We start from the raw sequence: 14651 nt of genomic DNA, 5'->3' as shown, positions 1-14651 counted from the left end.
GGCATTACTTCTTCAGGCGGACCACGGCCTGGCGGGAATCATCCGTCTGCGGCAGCGACGCGAGTTCTCCCAAGGTCAGCGGCTTGGTCGGGAAGCGCAGCCGGTAATAGCCCACTTCCTGCGTCGGCACGCCGCGTTCCTCGGCAATGATCTCGGCCACGGTCAGCCCGCAGAAGCGGCCTTGGCACGGCCCCATGCCGCAGCGCAGAAAGGCCTTCATCTGGTTCGGACCGGTGCAGCCCAGCTTGACCGTCTGGCGCACTTGCGCGGCGGTGACTTCCTCGCAGCGGCACACGATGGTGTCACCGGTGGGCCGCCGGAAGGCATCTGGCGCCTTGTACAGCGCGTCGAAGAACTCGCGGCCCCTGACGGCACGGGCCAGCGCCTCGCGCGGCGCCACGGCCTGGCTATCGCGTTTGCGCGCGTCGATGCGGCCCAGCAGATGTGCGGCTTGCAGCGCGGCCAACCGGCCCCGGTGTTCCGCCGCCAGCGCGCCCGCGATGCCCGCGCCGTCGCCCGCCATGCCGATGCCGTCCACCGACGTCAGGCCCCATTCATCGACCTGTGGCTCCCAACAGTCCAGCGCGTCGTTCCAGCGGTGCTCCGCGCCCACGGCGCGCGACAGGTTCACGTTGGGCACCACGCCCTGATGCAGCATCAGTTGTTCGGCGGGCAAGGTCTTGGTGACGCCGCCCGCCGTGTAGCGCACGCTTTCCAGCTTGCCGTTGCCTAGCGCTTCCAAGGCCGTTACGCCACGCGTGATCGGCACCGCCGCCTTGACGGCGCGCAGCAGCTTCAAGCCCTTGCCCAGATAGGGTGATCGTAAAAATCCCCACACCTTAGGCAGCGCCTGGCCCATGCGTCCAGGCGGCGTGGTTTCCAGCAGCGCGTCGATCTTCACGCCCGCATTCAGGTATTGCCAGGCCACCAGATAAAGCAGCGGGCCGCTGCCCGCCAGCACCGTGCGGTCGGCCGGCACCACGCCCGCCGACTTCAGCAGAATCTGCGCCGCGCCCGCCGTGATCACACCAGGCAGCGTCCAGCCCGGAATTGGGAAGGGCCGCTCTTGCGCGCCCGTGGCCAGCAGCAGCCGGCGCGCATGCACGATACGCGCCTCGCCCGCCACCGAGTACGCCACCTCGAAGCCTTTGTCGGGCTGCGGCGCGGTGCGTTCGGCCACCGCCCAGACGGTGGCGCCCGGCACGTAGCGCGCGCCCGATTGCTGGAACGGCGCCACCAGCGACGCGCCATGCCAATAGTCTTCGCCCAGGATGCCCCGGTCAGTGACCGGGGTGGTGGTAATGGCGCGATAGATCTGTCCGCCAGGCGCCGGCTGCTCATCCAGCAACATCGTATCCACGCCCAACGTGGCCGCCAGCGTTGCCGCCGCCAAGCCCGCCGGGCCCGCGCCCACCACCAGCAAATCGCATTGCGTTGTTTCGATCATGCCTGCACCTTGCGCGCGCCCAACTGGCGCTCGATCTTCATGCCTTCGCGCACGGCCGTCATACAGCCCTGCTGGTTCGCCTGGCCATCAATGGTGACCAGGCAGTCGTAGCACACGCCCATCATGCAATATGGGCCGCGCGGCACTTCATTCACGGCCGTGTCGCGACAGGCCGACACGCCGCCCGCGAACAACGCCGCCGCCACCGTATCGCCCGGCCGGCATTGCAGTTCGGCCCCATTGACCGTCACGCGCACGGGCGCGCTTTGCGTCTGGCGCTGCGCCTCGTCAAGCCTCTTGAACATGAAACCTCCGGGTCGAGAAGGGCGTCATGTCGTCGGCAAGCTTGCCGGCCACGATCATGGGCGCCAGATTAAGCGCGTGCGCGGCGGCCAACGTCACGCCGCTATGACAGGTGGCGACGAAGGCGCCGGGGCACGTTTCGGATTGTTGATAAATGGGGAAGCCGTCTTTTGACATCACGCGCAGCGCCGCCCAACTGCGCACCACGCGCACGTCGCGCAGGGCCGGCAGCGTGCGCACGGCGCGATCGGCCAGCGTACCCAGGATGGGCAGGCCCACCAGGTTATCCACATAGCCCGCTTCTTCCTGCGAATCACCGATCAGCCAGGTGCCTTCATCGGTCTGGCGCAAGGTGGATAGCGGCGTCTCCAGCATGCGGCGCGTGCGTTCCAGCACCACGATCTGGCCGCGCTGCGGCCGCACCGGCACGTCCAGGCCAACTTGCGCGCCCAGGTCTTTGTTGGAAAGGCCCGAGGCCAGCACCACCTTATGTGCGCGCACCGTGCCGCCCGGGGTCGCGATCTCGAACACGCCATCGCGCTGCTTGATGCTCTGCGCCGGACGGCGCGGCAGGTAATCCACAACCCGCTGTGCAAAACTCGCATGCAACGCGCGCAACAGCTTGAGCGGGTTGGCAATGCCATCCACCGGTGTCCACGTGGCGCCGCGCACGTCGGGGCCGATGCCCGGCACAAGGTCTGCCACTTCTGCGCGGTCCAACAGCTTCCAGTCGTACTGCGCCATGCCGGGCTGTGCCAGCAGGGTCTTCATGAACGTGCCGCGCGCTTCCACCTCTTCGTCGCTCAGCAGCGCGTGCAGGCCGCCGCGCTGCTCCAGATGCACGTCCACGCCGGTTTCTTCCAGCAGTTGCGCGGCCAGGCGCGGCCAGCCGGAGGCGGACGTCATCGTCCACACGCCGTAGCGCGGCAGGCCCATGCCCTTGCTCTGCACCCACACCAACCCGAAGTTCCCGCGTGACGCGCGGTAAGCCACGTCGCCTTCGTCCAACACGGCCACGTGGTCCAGTTCGCGCCGCAAGCCATAAGCGATGGCCGAACCCACCAAGCCCCCGCCAATCACCACGGCGTCATAAATGCCGCGATGCACGGGCGCGCGGGGCGCCAGTTCTTTCTCGTCCGTCATTAGCGTCCCTTTCCTACAAACAGCTTTTCCAGGCCGACCACGCGGTCCAGGATGAAGATGGCGATGATGGTCACGTAGATCAGCACGGCCGATACGGCGGTGACCAGCGGGTCGATCGTGTCTTCGATGTGCAGGAAGATGCGCACCGGCAACGTCGTCGTGGACGGCGAGGCAATGAAGATCGACATGGTCAATTCATCAAAGCTCGTAATGAAGGCGATCACCCAGCCGCTGACCACGCCCGGCAACAGCAGCGGCAGCACCACGCGCCGGAACGCCGTCCAGTTGGACGCGCCCAGCGACTGCGCGGCGCGCTCCAGCGCGGGGTCGATGCCGGTGGCCGACGCCAGCACCAGGCGCAGCGCGTAGGGCATCACCAATATCACATGCGCCACCACCAGGCCCACATAGGTGCCGGCCAGGTCCACCGTGGTGAAGAACTTCAGGAAGGCCAAGCCCAGCACCACATGCGGAATCATCAGCGGCGACAGGAAGAAGGCCACCAGCGCCTCGCGGCCGGGGAAGCGGTTGCGGGCAAGCGCCAGCGCGCTGGGCACGGCCAGGCCGATGGCCAAGGTGGCCGACAGCGTACCCAGCCCCAGGCTGAACCAGAACGCTTCAATGAAGCGCGGATTGTCCAGAATGGCGCGGAACCAGCGCAGCGACAGCCCGCTGGTGGGCAGCGAAATAAAGCCTTCGGAGGTGAACGCCACCGCGCACACCATGACGATGGGCGCCAGGATGAAGAGGATGAACAGCGTGTGGAATACCAGGCCGATGGGGCCATTTCGAAATTGCATCTCAGCCTCCGGCCTGGTTGAAGACGGCGCCGTACTTGCGCTCGATGATGCGGTTGGCCGACAGCAACACCACCACGGTCGCCAGCAACAGCACCACCGCCAGGGCCGCGCCCAAGGGCCAGTTCAACGTGTTCAGGAATTCGTCGTAGGCGGCGGTCGCCACGTTCTTCAGGCGCCGCCCGCCGATGATGGCTGGCGTGGCGAAGGAACTTGCCGCCATCGCAAACACCATGATGGCGCCCGACAGAATGCCCGGCATCACCTGCGGCACGATCACGCGGCGGATCACGGTGAACTGCGACGCGCCCAGCGACAGCGCCGCGGCTTCCGTGGCCGGGTTGATCCGTTGCAGCGACGCCCACACTGAAATCACCATGAAGGGCACCAGCACATGCGTCAGCGCGATGCCCACGCCCAGGTTGCTGTACATCAGGTCCACGGGGGTCGAGGTCAGGCCGATGCCCATCAGCACCTTGTTGATCAGGCCGGTGGAACCGAACAGAAGCGCCCAGCCCAGCGTGCGAACCACCACCGAGATCAAGAGCGGCCCCAGCACCACCATCAGGAACAAACCCTTCCATGGGTTGGCCATGCGTGACAACACATACGCTTCGGCCGTACCCAGCACCAGGCAGGCCACGGTCACGGCAGCTGCCACGCCGAACGTGCGCGCGTAGATCTCGTAGTAATAGCCGTCGCTGAAGATCTCGAAGTAGTTCTTCCAGGTGAACGTGGCCTGCATGCCGCCGTAGAACTGGAAGTCGAAAAAGCTGATCAGGAACACCAGCGCCATCGGCACCACCAGGAAGGTGGCGTACACCACCAGCGCCGGCGCGCTCAGTACCCAGGGGTTGGTGCGCGTACTCATGACGGGCGACCCTGCGGCGCGGGCGCAACCTCGCACATGTCTTGCGCGCGCCAGCGCAAATGCACGGCCTCGCCCTCGGCGGGCACCGGCACGCCGTCATTCTGGCGGATCACCATCACTTCGCCCACCGACGTATCCACCTGACATAGCCAGTGGTTGCCCTGGAAGACGCGGGTCTTCATGCGGCCGGGCAGGGCACAGGCGGCGGGTTCCGAGAACAGGATTTTTTCAGGCCGCACGATCACCGCGCCTTGTGGCACCGGTGCGCCGGCCATCGGAATATGCGCCTCGCCAATGCGGGCGCGCGTTTCGTTTTCGTACTGCTCGGCTTTGGGGGTGAACACATTGGCCTTGCCCAGGAAGCCGCCCACGAAATGGCTGGCCGGCCCTTCGTAAGCCTGGAAGGGTTCCGCCACCTGCTCCACGCGGCCCTGGTTCATGACCACGATGCGGTCCGACAAGGCCAGCGCCTCGGACTGATCGTGTGTAACCAGGATGGTGGTGGTGCCGATGGTGCGCTGGATACTGCGCAGTTCCAGCTGCATTTCCTCGCGCAGCTTGGCGTCCAGGTTGGACAGCGGTTCGTCCAGCAACAACACGCTGGGCCGGATGACCAGCGCGCGGGCCAAGGCTACCCGCTGCTGTTGTCCGCCCGACATCTGCGCGGGATGGCGATCCGCCAGGTGCGACAAACCCACCAGCTTCAACGCATCGGCCACGCGCGCTTCGCGTTCGTCCTTCTTGACCCGCTGCATCTCCAGACCAAACGACACGTTTTCGGCCGCCGTCATGTGCGGGAACAGCGCGTAGTTCTGGAACACCAGGCCCAAGCCGCGCTTGTTGGCCGGCACGCGGCTGACGTCGCGGCCGTCCAGCACGATGCTGCCGCCCGTGGGTTCGACAAAGCCCGCAATCATCTGCAGCGTAGTCGTCTTGCCGCAACCCGAGGGCCCCAGCAGCGAAATGAATTCGCCCCGGTTCACGGACAGGCTCAGCTCTTGCACAGCGGTGGTCTCGCCATAGCGCTTGCTAAGGCGGTTCAACACTAGATAGGTCATGAAGGCTCCCGTGGGCGGCGCGCCGCGCCGCCCCGTATTGCACTACCGGCTGCGCCTTAGCGCTCGACTTCCCGCGTCCAGCGCTTGTTCCATTCGTCGCGGTTCTGGTTGACGGTGTCCCAATCAATCACGATCAGGTCATCGGCGCGCTTGCCGATCGGCAGCGGCACACGCGGGTCGTCAACCGCCTTGGCCTTCTTGTTGACCGGGCCGTAGCCATAGGCGGAGGCCAGTTTTTCCTGCACCTCGGGCGACACCAGGTATTGCACGAAGGCCTGGGCGGCGGGGTTGGCGTTGGGCTTGGCCACCGGGCACACGGACGACAGCAAGGCATAGGCGCCTTCTTGCGGGTACACGAAGCCCACCGGGAAGCCGGTGTCGGCGAAGGACTTGGCGCGGCCGCTGCCCCAGACGGAGATCAAGGCCTGGCCGCTGGAGAACAGCTCGGTCATCTTGCCCGGCGACGGCTCGTAGACCAGCACGTTGGGGCCGATCTCCTTCTTGAAGGTGGTGAAGCCGGGGTCGATATTCTTTTCACCGCCACCGCCTTCGCGGGCGTATTCCACCACGGCGTGCAGGCCGTAGGTATTGTTCAGCGGCGGCACCACCAACAGCTTCTTGTACTTCGGGTCTTTCAGGTCTTTCCACGACGTGGGCGGGGCCCACTTCTTCTCTTCGAAAGCCTTCTTGTTGTACATGATGCCGGTGGCCACGATGCCGATGGCCACCGCCTTGTCGTCCTTGTAGCGCGCGGTGGCGTAGAGGTCGTCGGCGGGCAGGCCCTTGATGGGTGCGCAAAAGCCCAGCGCGATGGCTTGATACATGGGGCCGTCATCAATGATGGCCACGTCGATCTGCTGATTGCTTTTCTGCGCCTGCAGGCGCGCCACCGTGTTGGTGGAATTGCCGGCAACATAGTCCAGCTCAACGCCGTGCTGCTTGGCGAAAGGCGGGAAGATGTCCTTGCGCATGATGTCTTCGAACGAGCCGCCATAACCTGCCACCACCAACTTCTGCTGCGCCATGGCGTTGGCGCTGAGCCCTGCGGCCACGGTTGCCGCTGCGAGTACTGCAAGTACCTTGCTCATGAGAAACCCCCGATTTGTTGGTACACTTTGTCCGTACATGAATGTCCGGACAAATAATGAATCCGACCGGACATCGTTGTCAATCGGGTTATTGTCCGTACAAACCCCATATAACAATTCAAGGAGCCTCCCCATGACCCGATCCTCCGAGCGCGCAACCGGCCCCGGCGGAGCACGGCAAGCGCGTGGCAAGCCCGAATCGCAAGCGCCGGACGTAGACGCCGGCGGCCCCCGCTACAAGAGCATTTTTCAAACCTTGTCGCAGGACATCAGCGCCGGCCGCTATCCCGTGATGACCCTGCTGCCCACCGAGCACGAGCTTTGCGACCAGTTCGACGCCAGCCGCCACACCATCCGTGAAGCCATCCGCATGCTGACCGTGGCGGGCATGGTGTCGCGCCGCCCCGGCGTGGGCACCCGCGTTGAAACGGCCCGCGCCAGCACGCGCTTCACGCAGCGCATCTCGCAATTTCCCGACCTGCTCCAGTACGCGCGCAATGCAGCCCTGCTGGTGCAGGACGTGCGCACCATCAAGCTGCCCAAGCGGCTGGCCGAAGCCTTGGGCTGCCCCGCCGACAAGTCCTGGCTGCATATCAACTCCATCAAAACGCTGGACGACCAGGGCACCGCCGCGGCCAGCACGCTGATCTACGCCGACCCCGAGCATTCGGACGTGCGCGTGGACGTCAAATCGCGCATTTCGCTGCTGCGCCTGATCGAAGACCATTTCGGCGACCGCATCACCGAGGTCAACCAGGAGTTCTCGGCCACGCCCATCAACGCCACCATCGCCAAGCAGCTCAAGGTGGAACCCAAGACGGCGGGCTTCGTCATCACCCGCCGCTACTACGGTGATGGCGGCTTGCTGCTGCTGGCCACCATCACCACCTTCCCGCACGACAAGATGAAGTACTCCATGACGCTCAACGTGGGGTAGCAACCCCCAAGCCTTCGGTCGCGCGCACGCCTCGCATGCCGTAGGCCACGCGTGCCGCATCCACGCTTATCTTGCCGTCGGCCAGGTCCTGCGCGATGCGTGCCTGGGCGCGTTCGGCGGGCGGACCAAAGCCGCCACCGCCGGGCGTTTCGATACGCACGCTTTCGCCGGCCGCCAACGCAATGTTGGCGGTCTTGGAAAACAGTTCTTCCTCTTGCGGCGTGCCGAAGTTGCGCACCAACCGAGCGCGCCGCCCGTCGCCACCGCCCTCCACGCCCACCGCCACGCCCACCGTATGGCTATCCGAACGCGCCGAGAACACGATGCCTGGGCCTACGGCACGAATCTGCTTGGCAATCGCCATGCCGCCGCGCGTGCGGCCGGGGCCGCCGGAGTCCTGGATCATGGCGTACTCGTCCATCAGCAAGGGGTATTCGTTTTCCAGCGCTTCCACGGGCAGGTTCGAGGTGTTGGTCATGTGTACATGCACCGCGTCCATGCCGTCCGCATCGAAGCGCGCACCCGCGCCGCCGCCCAGGGTTTCCAAGTACACGAAGTGGCCCGCGCGCTCGCGCCAGCGGCCTGAGAACACGATGGCCGGGCAGCAATCATTGCTGGACGCCATGGTCTTTTCCGGCGGCAGCAGGCCACGGAAGGCGCCGAAGATCGCACCCGCGACTTTCTGCGCGGTGATCGACCGCGCGCCCACGGCGGCGGGGTGTTCGGGGTTGGTGATGGTGCCCACCGGGGCCGACAGCGTGATGGGGTCGAACAAGCCGGCGTTGGGCGCAAGGTCCGGGTCCAGCAGCGCCTTCACGGCGTAGTACACGCAGGCGCGCAAGGCATTGATCGGCAGGTTCATCGCGCCGCGCGCCTGCTTGCCCGAGCCTGCAAAATCAAAGTGCAGCTTGTCGTGGCTGACGGTCAGCGTCACCTGGATGGGCACGGGATCCCCGCCCATGCCGTCGTCGTCCAGGTCGCTGCGAAAGGTATAGCTGCCGGCCTGCAGTTCGGCGATGCGGTTGAGCAGGCGGCGGCGCGTGTAGGCGATGACGTCGTCCACCGAACGCAGCACGGCGTCCAGACCCATCTGGCGGATCAGGCCTTGCACGGCGGCCGCGCCACGGCGGTTGGTGGCCATTTGCACGCGCAGGTCCAGCACGCGCTCTTCGGGGTCGCGGGTGTTGGCGCAGATCAGGCGCAGCATGTCTTCATCGTTCTGGCCGTGGCGCGCGATGCGGCACGCGGGGATGCGGATGCCTTCTTCGAATATCGACTTCAAGCCGCCCGCGATGGACCCGGGCACCGCGCCACCCACGTCTGAATGGTGCGCGATGTTGGCGGCGAAGAAGCGCAGCACGCCGTCCCAGAACACGGGGGTGACGATGTTGATGTCGGGCAGGTGGCTACCGTCGGCCAGATAGGGGTCGTTGCAGATGAACACGTCGCCCTCGCGGATGTCATCCACGGCGTAGGTGCGCAAGATCGCGCCCATGGCCCCGTCCAGCGAACCCAGGTGCAGCGGAATCTGCGTGCCTTGCGCCACCAACCTGCCGGCCGCGTCGAACAAGGCCACGGAGCAGTCCTTGCGTTCCTTGATGTTGGTGGAGAACGACGCGCGCACGAGCGTGTTGTTCATGTCCTCGGTAATGGACAGCAGGCGGTTGCAGAACACCTCCATGCCGATGGGGTCAGCCAGCGTCACCGCGGCGTTGGCGTTGTCGGTCTTGGCGTCTTCGGGCTTAGTCATGCAAGCCTCCTTGCAAACGAATGATCAGGTTGCCGTACTCGTCCACGCTGGCCGCATGGCCCACGCCCACCAACGTGGTCGAGCTCATTTCCTCAAGCAGGGCGGGGCCGGTGAAGCACGCGCCGGTCGGCACACGGTCGCGGTCGTAGACGGGCGTTTCCTTCCAGCCGTGCACCGCGCCGAAGTAGGCCTTGCGCCGCCCCAGGCTGGCGTCTTCAAGCTCGCCGCCGACGTAGCGCGGCGCAAGCGGCGCCTTCACCACCTGGCCCACGGCCTGCATGCGGCAATTGATGATCTGCACTTTGCGGTCATCCACCGTGTAGCCGTATTCGCGTTCGTGCGCCTCGGCAAAGCGGCGTGCGAATTCGGCGTAGCCGCCCGCGCCCATGTCGACGCCGTCCAGGCTGACCTGCACTTCAAAATTCTGGCCCTCGTAACGCGCGTCGATGGCGCCATGGCACACGCGCAGCGCCGGGTCCACACGCTCTGCTGCAAGCCAGTCGTCGGCCTGCGTGCGCAAGCCTTCGAAAAGGGCGGCGATGGCGGGCCAGGTGTCTGACGACGCCACCGAGATTTCGCTTTGCACGAAGTCAAACGAGATGTCGCTGAGCAAGATGCCGCGCGCACACATGGTGCCCGGCTCCTGCGGCACGATGACCACGGGGATGCCGCATTCCTCGGCCACTTCCACCGCGTGCAACGGCCCCGCGCCACCGTAAGCGTAAAGCGCGAAGCAGGACAGGTCGTAGCCGCGTTCGGTGGATACGGCGCGGATGGCGCGGCTCATGTTGGCCGCTGCAATGCGCAGGATGCCTTCGGCCGCGGCTTCCATGTCCAGACCCAGCGGCTGCGCCACGCGCTGCTCGATCACGTCGCGCGCGGCTTGGGCGTGTACCGGCATGCGTCCGTTCAACAATGCGACGGGATTCAAGCGTTGCAACGCGATTTCGGCATCGGTAATGGTGGGTTCCTGCCCGCCACGGCCATAGCCCACCGGCCCGGGCACCGCGCCCGCGCTGTGCGGCCCCACCTTCAAGGCGCCCGCGTCGTCCAGCCAGGCGATGCTGCCGCCGCCCGCGCCGATCACATGAATGTCGACCATGGGCGTCTTGACGGGGTAGCCCGCCACCTGCCGATGGGAAGTAAACAGCGGACGCCCGTCGCACACCAGCGACACGTCGGTGCTGGTGCCGCCGACGTCGAAGGTGACCAGGTTCAGGCTGCCGATGGCGCGTCCCACCGCCGCCGCACCCACCACGCCGGCCGCCGGCCCCGACAGGCAGGTGCGCACGGGGTATTGGCGCACGGTGCCGATCGACATCAGGCCGCCGTTGGAATGGATGGTGTGCGGCTCGTGGCCGATGTCCAGGTCTCGCACCCGTTGCAGGAAGCGTTCCAGATAACGCGCCATCTTCGGCCCCACCGCCGCGTTCAGCACCGTGGTGGACAGGCGTTCGTATTCACGAAATTCGGGCAGCACATCGGACGACATGCTGATGTAGGCGTCGGGCATGAGCTCGGCCACGATCTGCGCGGCGCGGCGTTCGTGCGCGGCGTTGCGGTAGGCATGCAAAAAGCAGATGGTGACGGCTTCGATGCCGGCTTGCGCGAATTGCCGCGCGGCGTCTCGCACCTGGGCTTCGTCCAGCGGCGTGAGCACGTCTCCCGACGCGCTCACGCGCTCGCTCACTTCAATGCGGAACTCACGCGGCACGGCCACGGGCGGCTTGCCGACGCTGTAATCGTACAGGTGGGGCCGCGTCTGCCGGCCAATCTCCAGCACGTCGCGAAAGCCGCGCGTGGTGATCAGGCCAACGCGCGCGCCCTTGCGTTCGATGATCAGGTTGGTGGCAACCGTGGTGCCATGCCCCACGTGCGACACCTGCGACGGCGCCACGTCGTGGTCCGCCAGCATCTGCCCGATGCCGGTGGCAATGGCCTCGGACGGGTCGTGCGGGGTAGAGGGCACTTTGTGAAAGTGCACCACACCCGCGTCCTCGTCGATCATCGTGAAGTCGGTGAACGTGCCGCCGACGTCTATCCCTATGCGATACATATCGTGTGTTCCAAAGAAGGTGTGCAGCCAGGTCAGATCAGTCCAGGCGGATGCCGGCTTGCTTGACCACCCCGCACCATTTGCTGATCTCGCTTTTGATCATTGCGCCGAAGGCGGGCCCCGCCACGTCGGACACCTGCGCGCCCTGTTGTTCCAGATACGTCTTCATGGCGGGTGCGTGCAGGGTCTGCACCAGGCCGTCCGTGAGCTGCTGGCGCAGCGGCTCGGGCATGTTGGCGGGGGCCAGCATGCCGAACCACACCATGGCCTCGTAGCCGGGGTAGCCGGATTCCGCGACGGTGGGCACGTTGGGCAACAGCGACGAGCGTTCGGGCGAGGTCACGGCCAGCGCCTTGATCTTGCCGTCCTTGATGTAGGGGTATGACGTCATCACTACGTCCATCATCATGTTGACCTGGCCGCCCACCAGATCGATGAGCGCGGGGCCTGAGCCGCGATACGGCACGTGCACCATGGAGACGCCCGCGGTGGACTTGAACAGTTCGGCCGCCAGGTGGTTGGACGTGCCCTGGCCGTTGGAGGCGAAGGAGTATTTTTCGGGTTCTTTTTTCAGCAGCGCCACGAACTCCTTCAAGCTGTTGGCGGGCACCGATTGGTTCACCGACATCACGTTGGGAATGGTGGCCACCACGGTCAGTGGCGTGAAGTCTTTGACGGCGTCGTAGGGCAGCTTGGAATAGATGCACGGGGCGCTGCCATGCGTGCTGACCGAGCCCATCAGCATGGTGTAGCCGTCGGCCGGCTGGCGGGCCACGTATTCGGTGCCCACGGTGCCGCCCGCGCCGGGCCGGTTTTCAACGATGACGTTGGCGGACAGGCGCTGGCCCAGTCCCTCGGCGATCTTGCGGGCGATGAGGTCGGTGGACCCACCCGCGGCAAACGGCACGACGATGCGGATCACCTTGTCTGGCCACGCGGCGGTGGCGGTGCCGGCGGCGGCAAACAACGCGACCCCGGCGGCAATGCGGAAGCAACTGCGTATCAGCCCTTGGTTCATGGCTTGGTTTCCCCTTGTTGATAGAACTTCGTGGTGGCCGGATCATGCGTGTCCGGTCCTGGTTCGCTGCAACAACAGGGCCATCCTAGGCTTCTGACTTCGATGACAGCAGTCCTACAGGTTTATATTTGTATAGATGCCATTTATAGGTGTGCGGCCGTGAAGAATCCAGACTTGAATCTGCTGATGCATTTCGACGCCTTGATGGCGTGCCGCAACGTGTCGCGCGCGGCCGAGACGCTGAACATCAGCCAGCCTGCGATGAGCGCGGCGATGAACCGGCTGCGTCATTTGTTTGGCGACCCCTTGTTGGTGCGCGAGGGCGGCACGTGGCAGCCGACGCCGCGCGCGATGGAGCTGCATCAGAACTTCAAGCCTTTGCTGGAAAGCTGGCATCGCGCAACGCGCACGCGCGATGCATTCGACCCGGCGCATTCGTCACGCACGCTGTCGCTGTATGCGACGGACTATGTTCAATACACCTTGCTGCCCAAGCTGATTCCGCGCCTGGCGGTGGATGCACCGCATTTCCAGTTGCAGATCGTGCCGGCGCGGCCGCAGCATGGCTTGAGCATGCTGGACACGAATCATGTGGAGTTGATTGCGGGCTATTTCCCGGACCCGGCGCCGGATCTGCGCACGCGGTTCTTGTATCAGGAGCCTGCGGTGTGCATCGTGCGGGAAGGCCATCCGTGTTTGCGCAAGCGTTGGAATCTGGATGCGTACCTGCGCTATGGCCATCTGGATCTGGCGGCGCATACGCGCTATTTCAGTACGGCGATTGACCGCATTCTGTTGGGGCAAAATCGCAGCCGCAAGATCGTGGCGACGCTGTCCAGTTATCTGGTTTGCCCGTTCATTGTGGAAGGGTCGGATCTGATTGCGACGATGCCGGCAAGCATTGCACGGGCGATGGCGGGCGCGGCGCGCATCGTGACGCAGAAGGTGCCGCTGACCTTGCCGCCGATTGCGGTGTCGCTGTACTGGCACGAGCGCTATCAGGACGACCCCGCGCACGCCTGGCTCAGGCAGTACCTGGCGGGCGTGCTGGGGTAGCGTGGGGTGCTATTTCAGCGGCAGGCAGATGCGGGTTTGCAGCTGGGCGGGCGGGGTGGTGCGAGGGTCGTTGAGGTATTGCTCGAACATGGGGATGTCGGCGGGGACCATGCCGCTGGCGGGTAGCCATTCCGAGAACATCCATTGGTAGGGCTTGGCCATTTCGTTGTAGGGGCCGGTGTAGGTGAGGATGGCGCAGCGGGTGGCGGGGATGTCGAAGCGTTCGAGTTCGTCGCCAAGGTCGGCGTCGGGTTCGACGACCATGCCGGCCAGCGAACGCAGTTGGCGTTCGGGCACTTGTTCGGGGTCGTCGAAGTAGATGCCGAAGCCGGTGGATTCTGGGTTGGCGATGCCACGGCCCAAGGCCAGCAGAAAGGCGCGGGTGAAGACGGGTCCGATATCCTGGTAGCTGCCTTGGTGCGGCAGGACGGCCAAGGTGGCGCCGGGAAAGTTTTCGATGACGATGGGGTACATGGCAATCTCCTGGGAGGCTAGGGGTTGGGAGCGCGCGGCGCGATACCGGCCCGGCGGGATGCCGAATAAAGCACCGAAGGCCCGGTTGAACGCGGCGTCGGAGTCGTAGCCGGCGCGTTGTGCAACATCCCTGAGCGAGGCCTGTGATTCCGTCAATGCCGCCGCTGCGCGATGCATGCGGAGGCGTTGGACGGTGGCGTTGACCGTTTCGCCGATCATGGCGCGGTAGACCCGGTGAAAGTGATACGGCGACAGGCAAGCCAGGTCGGCAAGCTGGTGCAGATCGGGGTCGGCGTCAGGGTGGGCGGCAAGCCAACGCAAAACGGGGTCGAGGCGTTCGGTGTACAGGGTTCGGGTTTCGGGCTTCATGCTTGCTCCTTGGAGGGCAATGTAGCTTTGGTGGATTTGCGGATTTTGCGGTTTTTTTGGGTGGGTGCGGGGATTTTTGACAGGGGGATGGTGGCGTCTTGGGACGCTCGGCGGGGCGCGTTCTGGTGGCGCACGGCGGGGCGGCGGCTGGTGGGGAGCGGGTCAACGATTGCGGTCCGGAGCCTTCGCTCCGGACTGCCCCCTTGTCATCCTTGTATGGTGTAGGTGCGCCCTCTGCAGTGGGGAGGGCGCTGGGGTATGGGACGTCGTCATCCATCAGCCGG

At 65.4% G+C, this 14651-nt stretch carries 13 protein-coding genes; 2 read left to right on the top strand and 11 right to left on the bottom strand.

Going from position 1 to position 14651, the window contains the following annotated elements:
* Positions 1-4: 4 nt before the first annotated feature.
* Genes WBR68_RS26955 through WBR68_RS26925 form a run of 7 tightly spaced genes read right to left on the bottom strand, consistent with a single transcriptional unit; the run spans position 5 to position 6707 of the window.
* Positions 5-1447 (bottom strand): FAD/NAD(P)-dependent oxidoreductase, encoded by a 1443-nt coding sequence (locus WBR68_RS26955; RefSeq protein WP_230695750.1) that lies wholly within the window; start codon positions 1445-1447, stop codon positions 5-7.
* The gene (locus tag WBR68_RS26950) at positions 1444-1752 is read right to left on the bottom strand and encodes a (2Fe-2S)-binding protein (protein ID WP_100853655.1); all 309 of its coding nucleotides are present in this window, start codon (positions 1750-1752) and stop codon (positions 1444-1446) included. The genes WBR68_RS26955 and WBR68_RS26950 overlap by 4 nt, the downstream gene beginning before the upstream one ends.
* A complete protein-coding gene (locus WBR68_RS26945; RefSeq protein ID WP_230695749.1) occupies positions 1736-2893 on the bottom strand; it encodes an NAD(P)/FAD-dependent oxidoreductase in 1158 nt (385 codons plus the stop codon). Before WBR68_RS26945 ends, WBR68_RS26950 begins: the two co-directional genes overlap by 17 nt.
* Positions 2893-3693, bottom strand: a complete 801-nt coding sequence (locus tag WBR68_RS26940; RefSeq protein WP_050447400.1) for an ABC transporter permease — start codon at positions 3691-3693, stop codon at positions 2893-2895. The genes WBR68_RS26945 and WBR68_RS26940 overlap by 1 nt, the downstream gene beginning before the upstream one ends.
* A 1-nt stretch (position 3694) precedes the next feature.
* Positions 3695-4561, bottom strand: coding sequence for an ABC transporter permease (locus WBR68_RS26935; protein WP_050447399.1), 867 nt, complete (start codon positions 4559-4561; stop codon positions 3695-3697).
* Positions 4558-5619 carry an ABC transporter ATP-binding protein gene (locus tag WBR68_RS26930; protein ID WP_050447398.1) on the bottom strand — a complete coding sequence of 354 codons (1062 nt, stop codon included), beginning with the start codon at positions 5617-5619 and terminating at the stop codon, positions 4558-4560. Before WBR68_RS26930 ends, WBR68_RS26935 begins: the two co-directional genes overlap by 4 nt.
* Before the next feature lie 56 nt (positions 5620-5675).
* Positions 5676-6707 (bottom strand): ABC transporter substrate-binding protein, encoded by a 1032-nt coding sequence (locus tag WBR68_RS26925; RefSeq protein ID WP_230695748.1) that lies wholly within the window; start codon positions 6705-6707, stop codon positions 5676-5678.
* A 133-nt stretch (positions 6708-6840) separates the two neighbouring features.
* Here WBR68_RS26925 and WBR68_RS26920 point away from each other — a divergent pair, with 133 nt between their 5' ends.
* Positions 6841-7644: a GntR family transcriptional regulator gene (locus tag WBR68_RS26920; RefSeq protein WP_050447396.1), complete on the top strand. Its 804-nt coding sequence runs from the start codon at positions 6841-6843 to the stop codon at positions 7642-7644.
* Here WBR68_RS26920 and WBR68_RS26915 read toward each other — a convergent pair.
* From WBR68_RS26915 to WBR68_RS26905, 3 genes are read right to left on the bottom strand one after another with little or no spacing between them, the layout of a single operon-like run.
* Positions 7631-9394 (bottom strand): hydantoinase B/oxoprolinase family protein, encoded by a 1764-nt coding sequence (locus WBR68_RS26915; protein WP_230695747.1) that lies wholly within the window; start codon positions 9392-9394, stop codon positions 7631-7633. The two genes, WBR68_RS26920 and WBR68_RS26915, sit on opposite strands and share 14 nt — an antisense overlap.
* A complete protein-coding gene (locus WBR68_RS26910; RefSeq protein WP_230695746.1) occupies positions 9387-11450 on the bottom strand; it encodes a hydantoinase/oxoprolinase family protein in 2064 nt (687 codons plus the stop codon). Before WBR68_RS26910 ends, WBR68_RS26915 begins: the two co-directional genes overlap by 8 nt.
* Positions 11451-11487: 37 nt before the next feature.
* Positions 11488-12468 (bottom strand): Bug family tripartite tricarboxylate transporter substrate binding protein, encoded by a 981-nt coding sequence (locus WBR68_RS26905; RefSeq protein ID WP_050447393.1) that lies wholly within the window; start codon positions 12466-12468, stop codon positions 11488-11490.
* A 159-nt stretch (positions 12469-12627) separates the two neighbouring features.
* Here WBR68_RS26905 and WBR68_RS26900 point away from each other — a divergent pair, with 159 nt between their 5' ends.
* Entirely contained in the window at positions 12628-13524 is an 897-nt protein-coding gene (locus tag WBR68_RS26900) for a LysR family transcriptional regulator (RefSeq protein ID WP_230695745.1), read from the top strand.
* Positions 13525-13533: 9 nt separating this feature from the next.
* Here WBR68_RS26900 and WBR68_RS26895 read toward each other — a convergent pair whose 3' ends face one another.
* Positions 13534-14367: an AraC family transcriptional regulator gene (locus WBR68_RS26895; protein WP_230695744.1), complete on the bottom strand. Its 834-nt coding sequence runs from the start codon at positions 14365-14367 to the stop codon at positions 13534-13536.
* Positions 14368-14651: the final 284 nt, after the last annotated feature.

Source organism: Achromobacter sp. JD-1 (assembly GCF_038594925.1).
Taxonomy (GTDB): Bacteria; Pseudomonadota; Gammaproteobacteria; order Burkholderiales; family Burkholderiaceae_B; genus Achromobacter; species Achromobacter spanius_C.
This window is presented reverse-complemented; position numbering and strand designations above follow the sequence as displayed.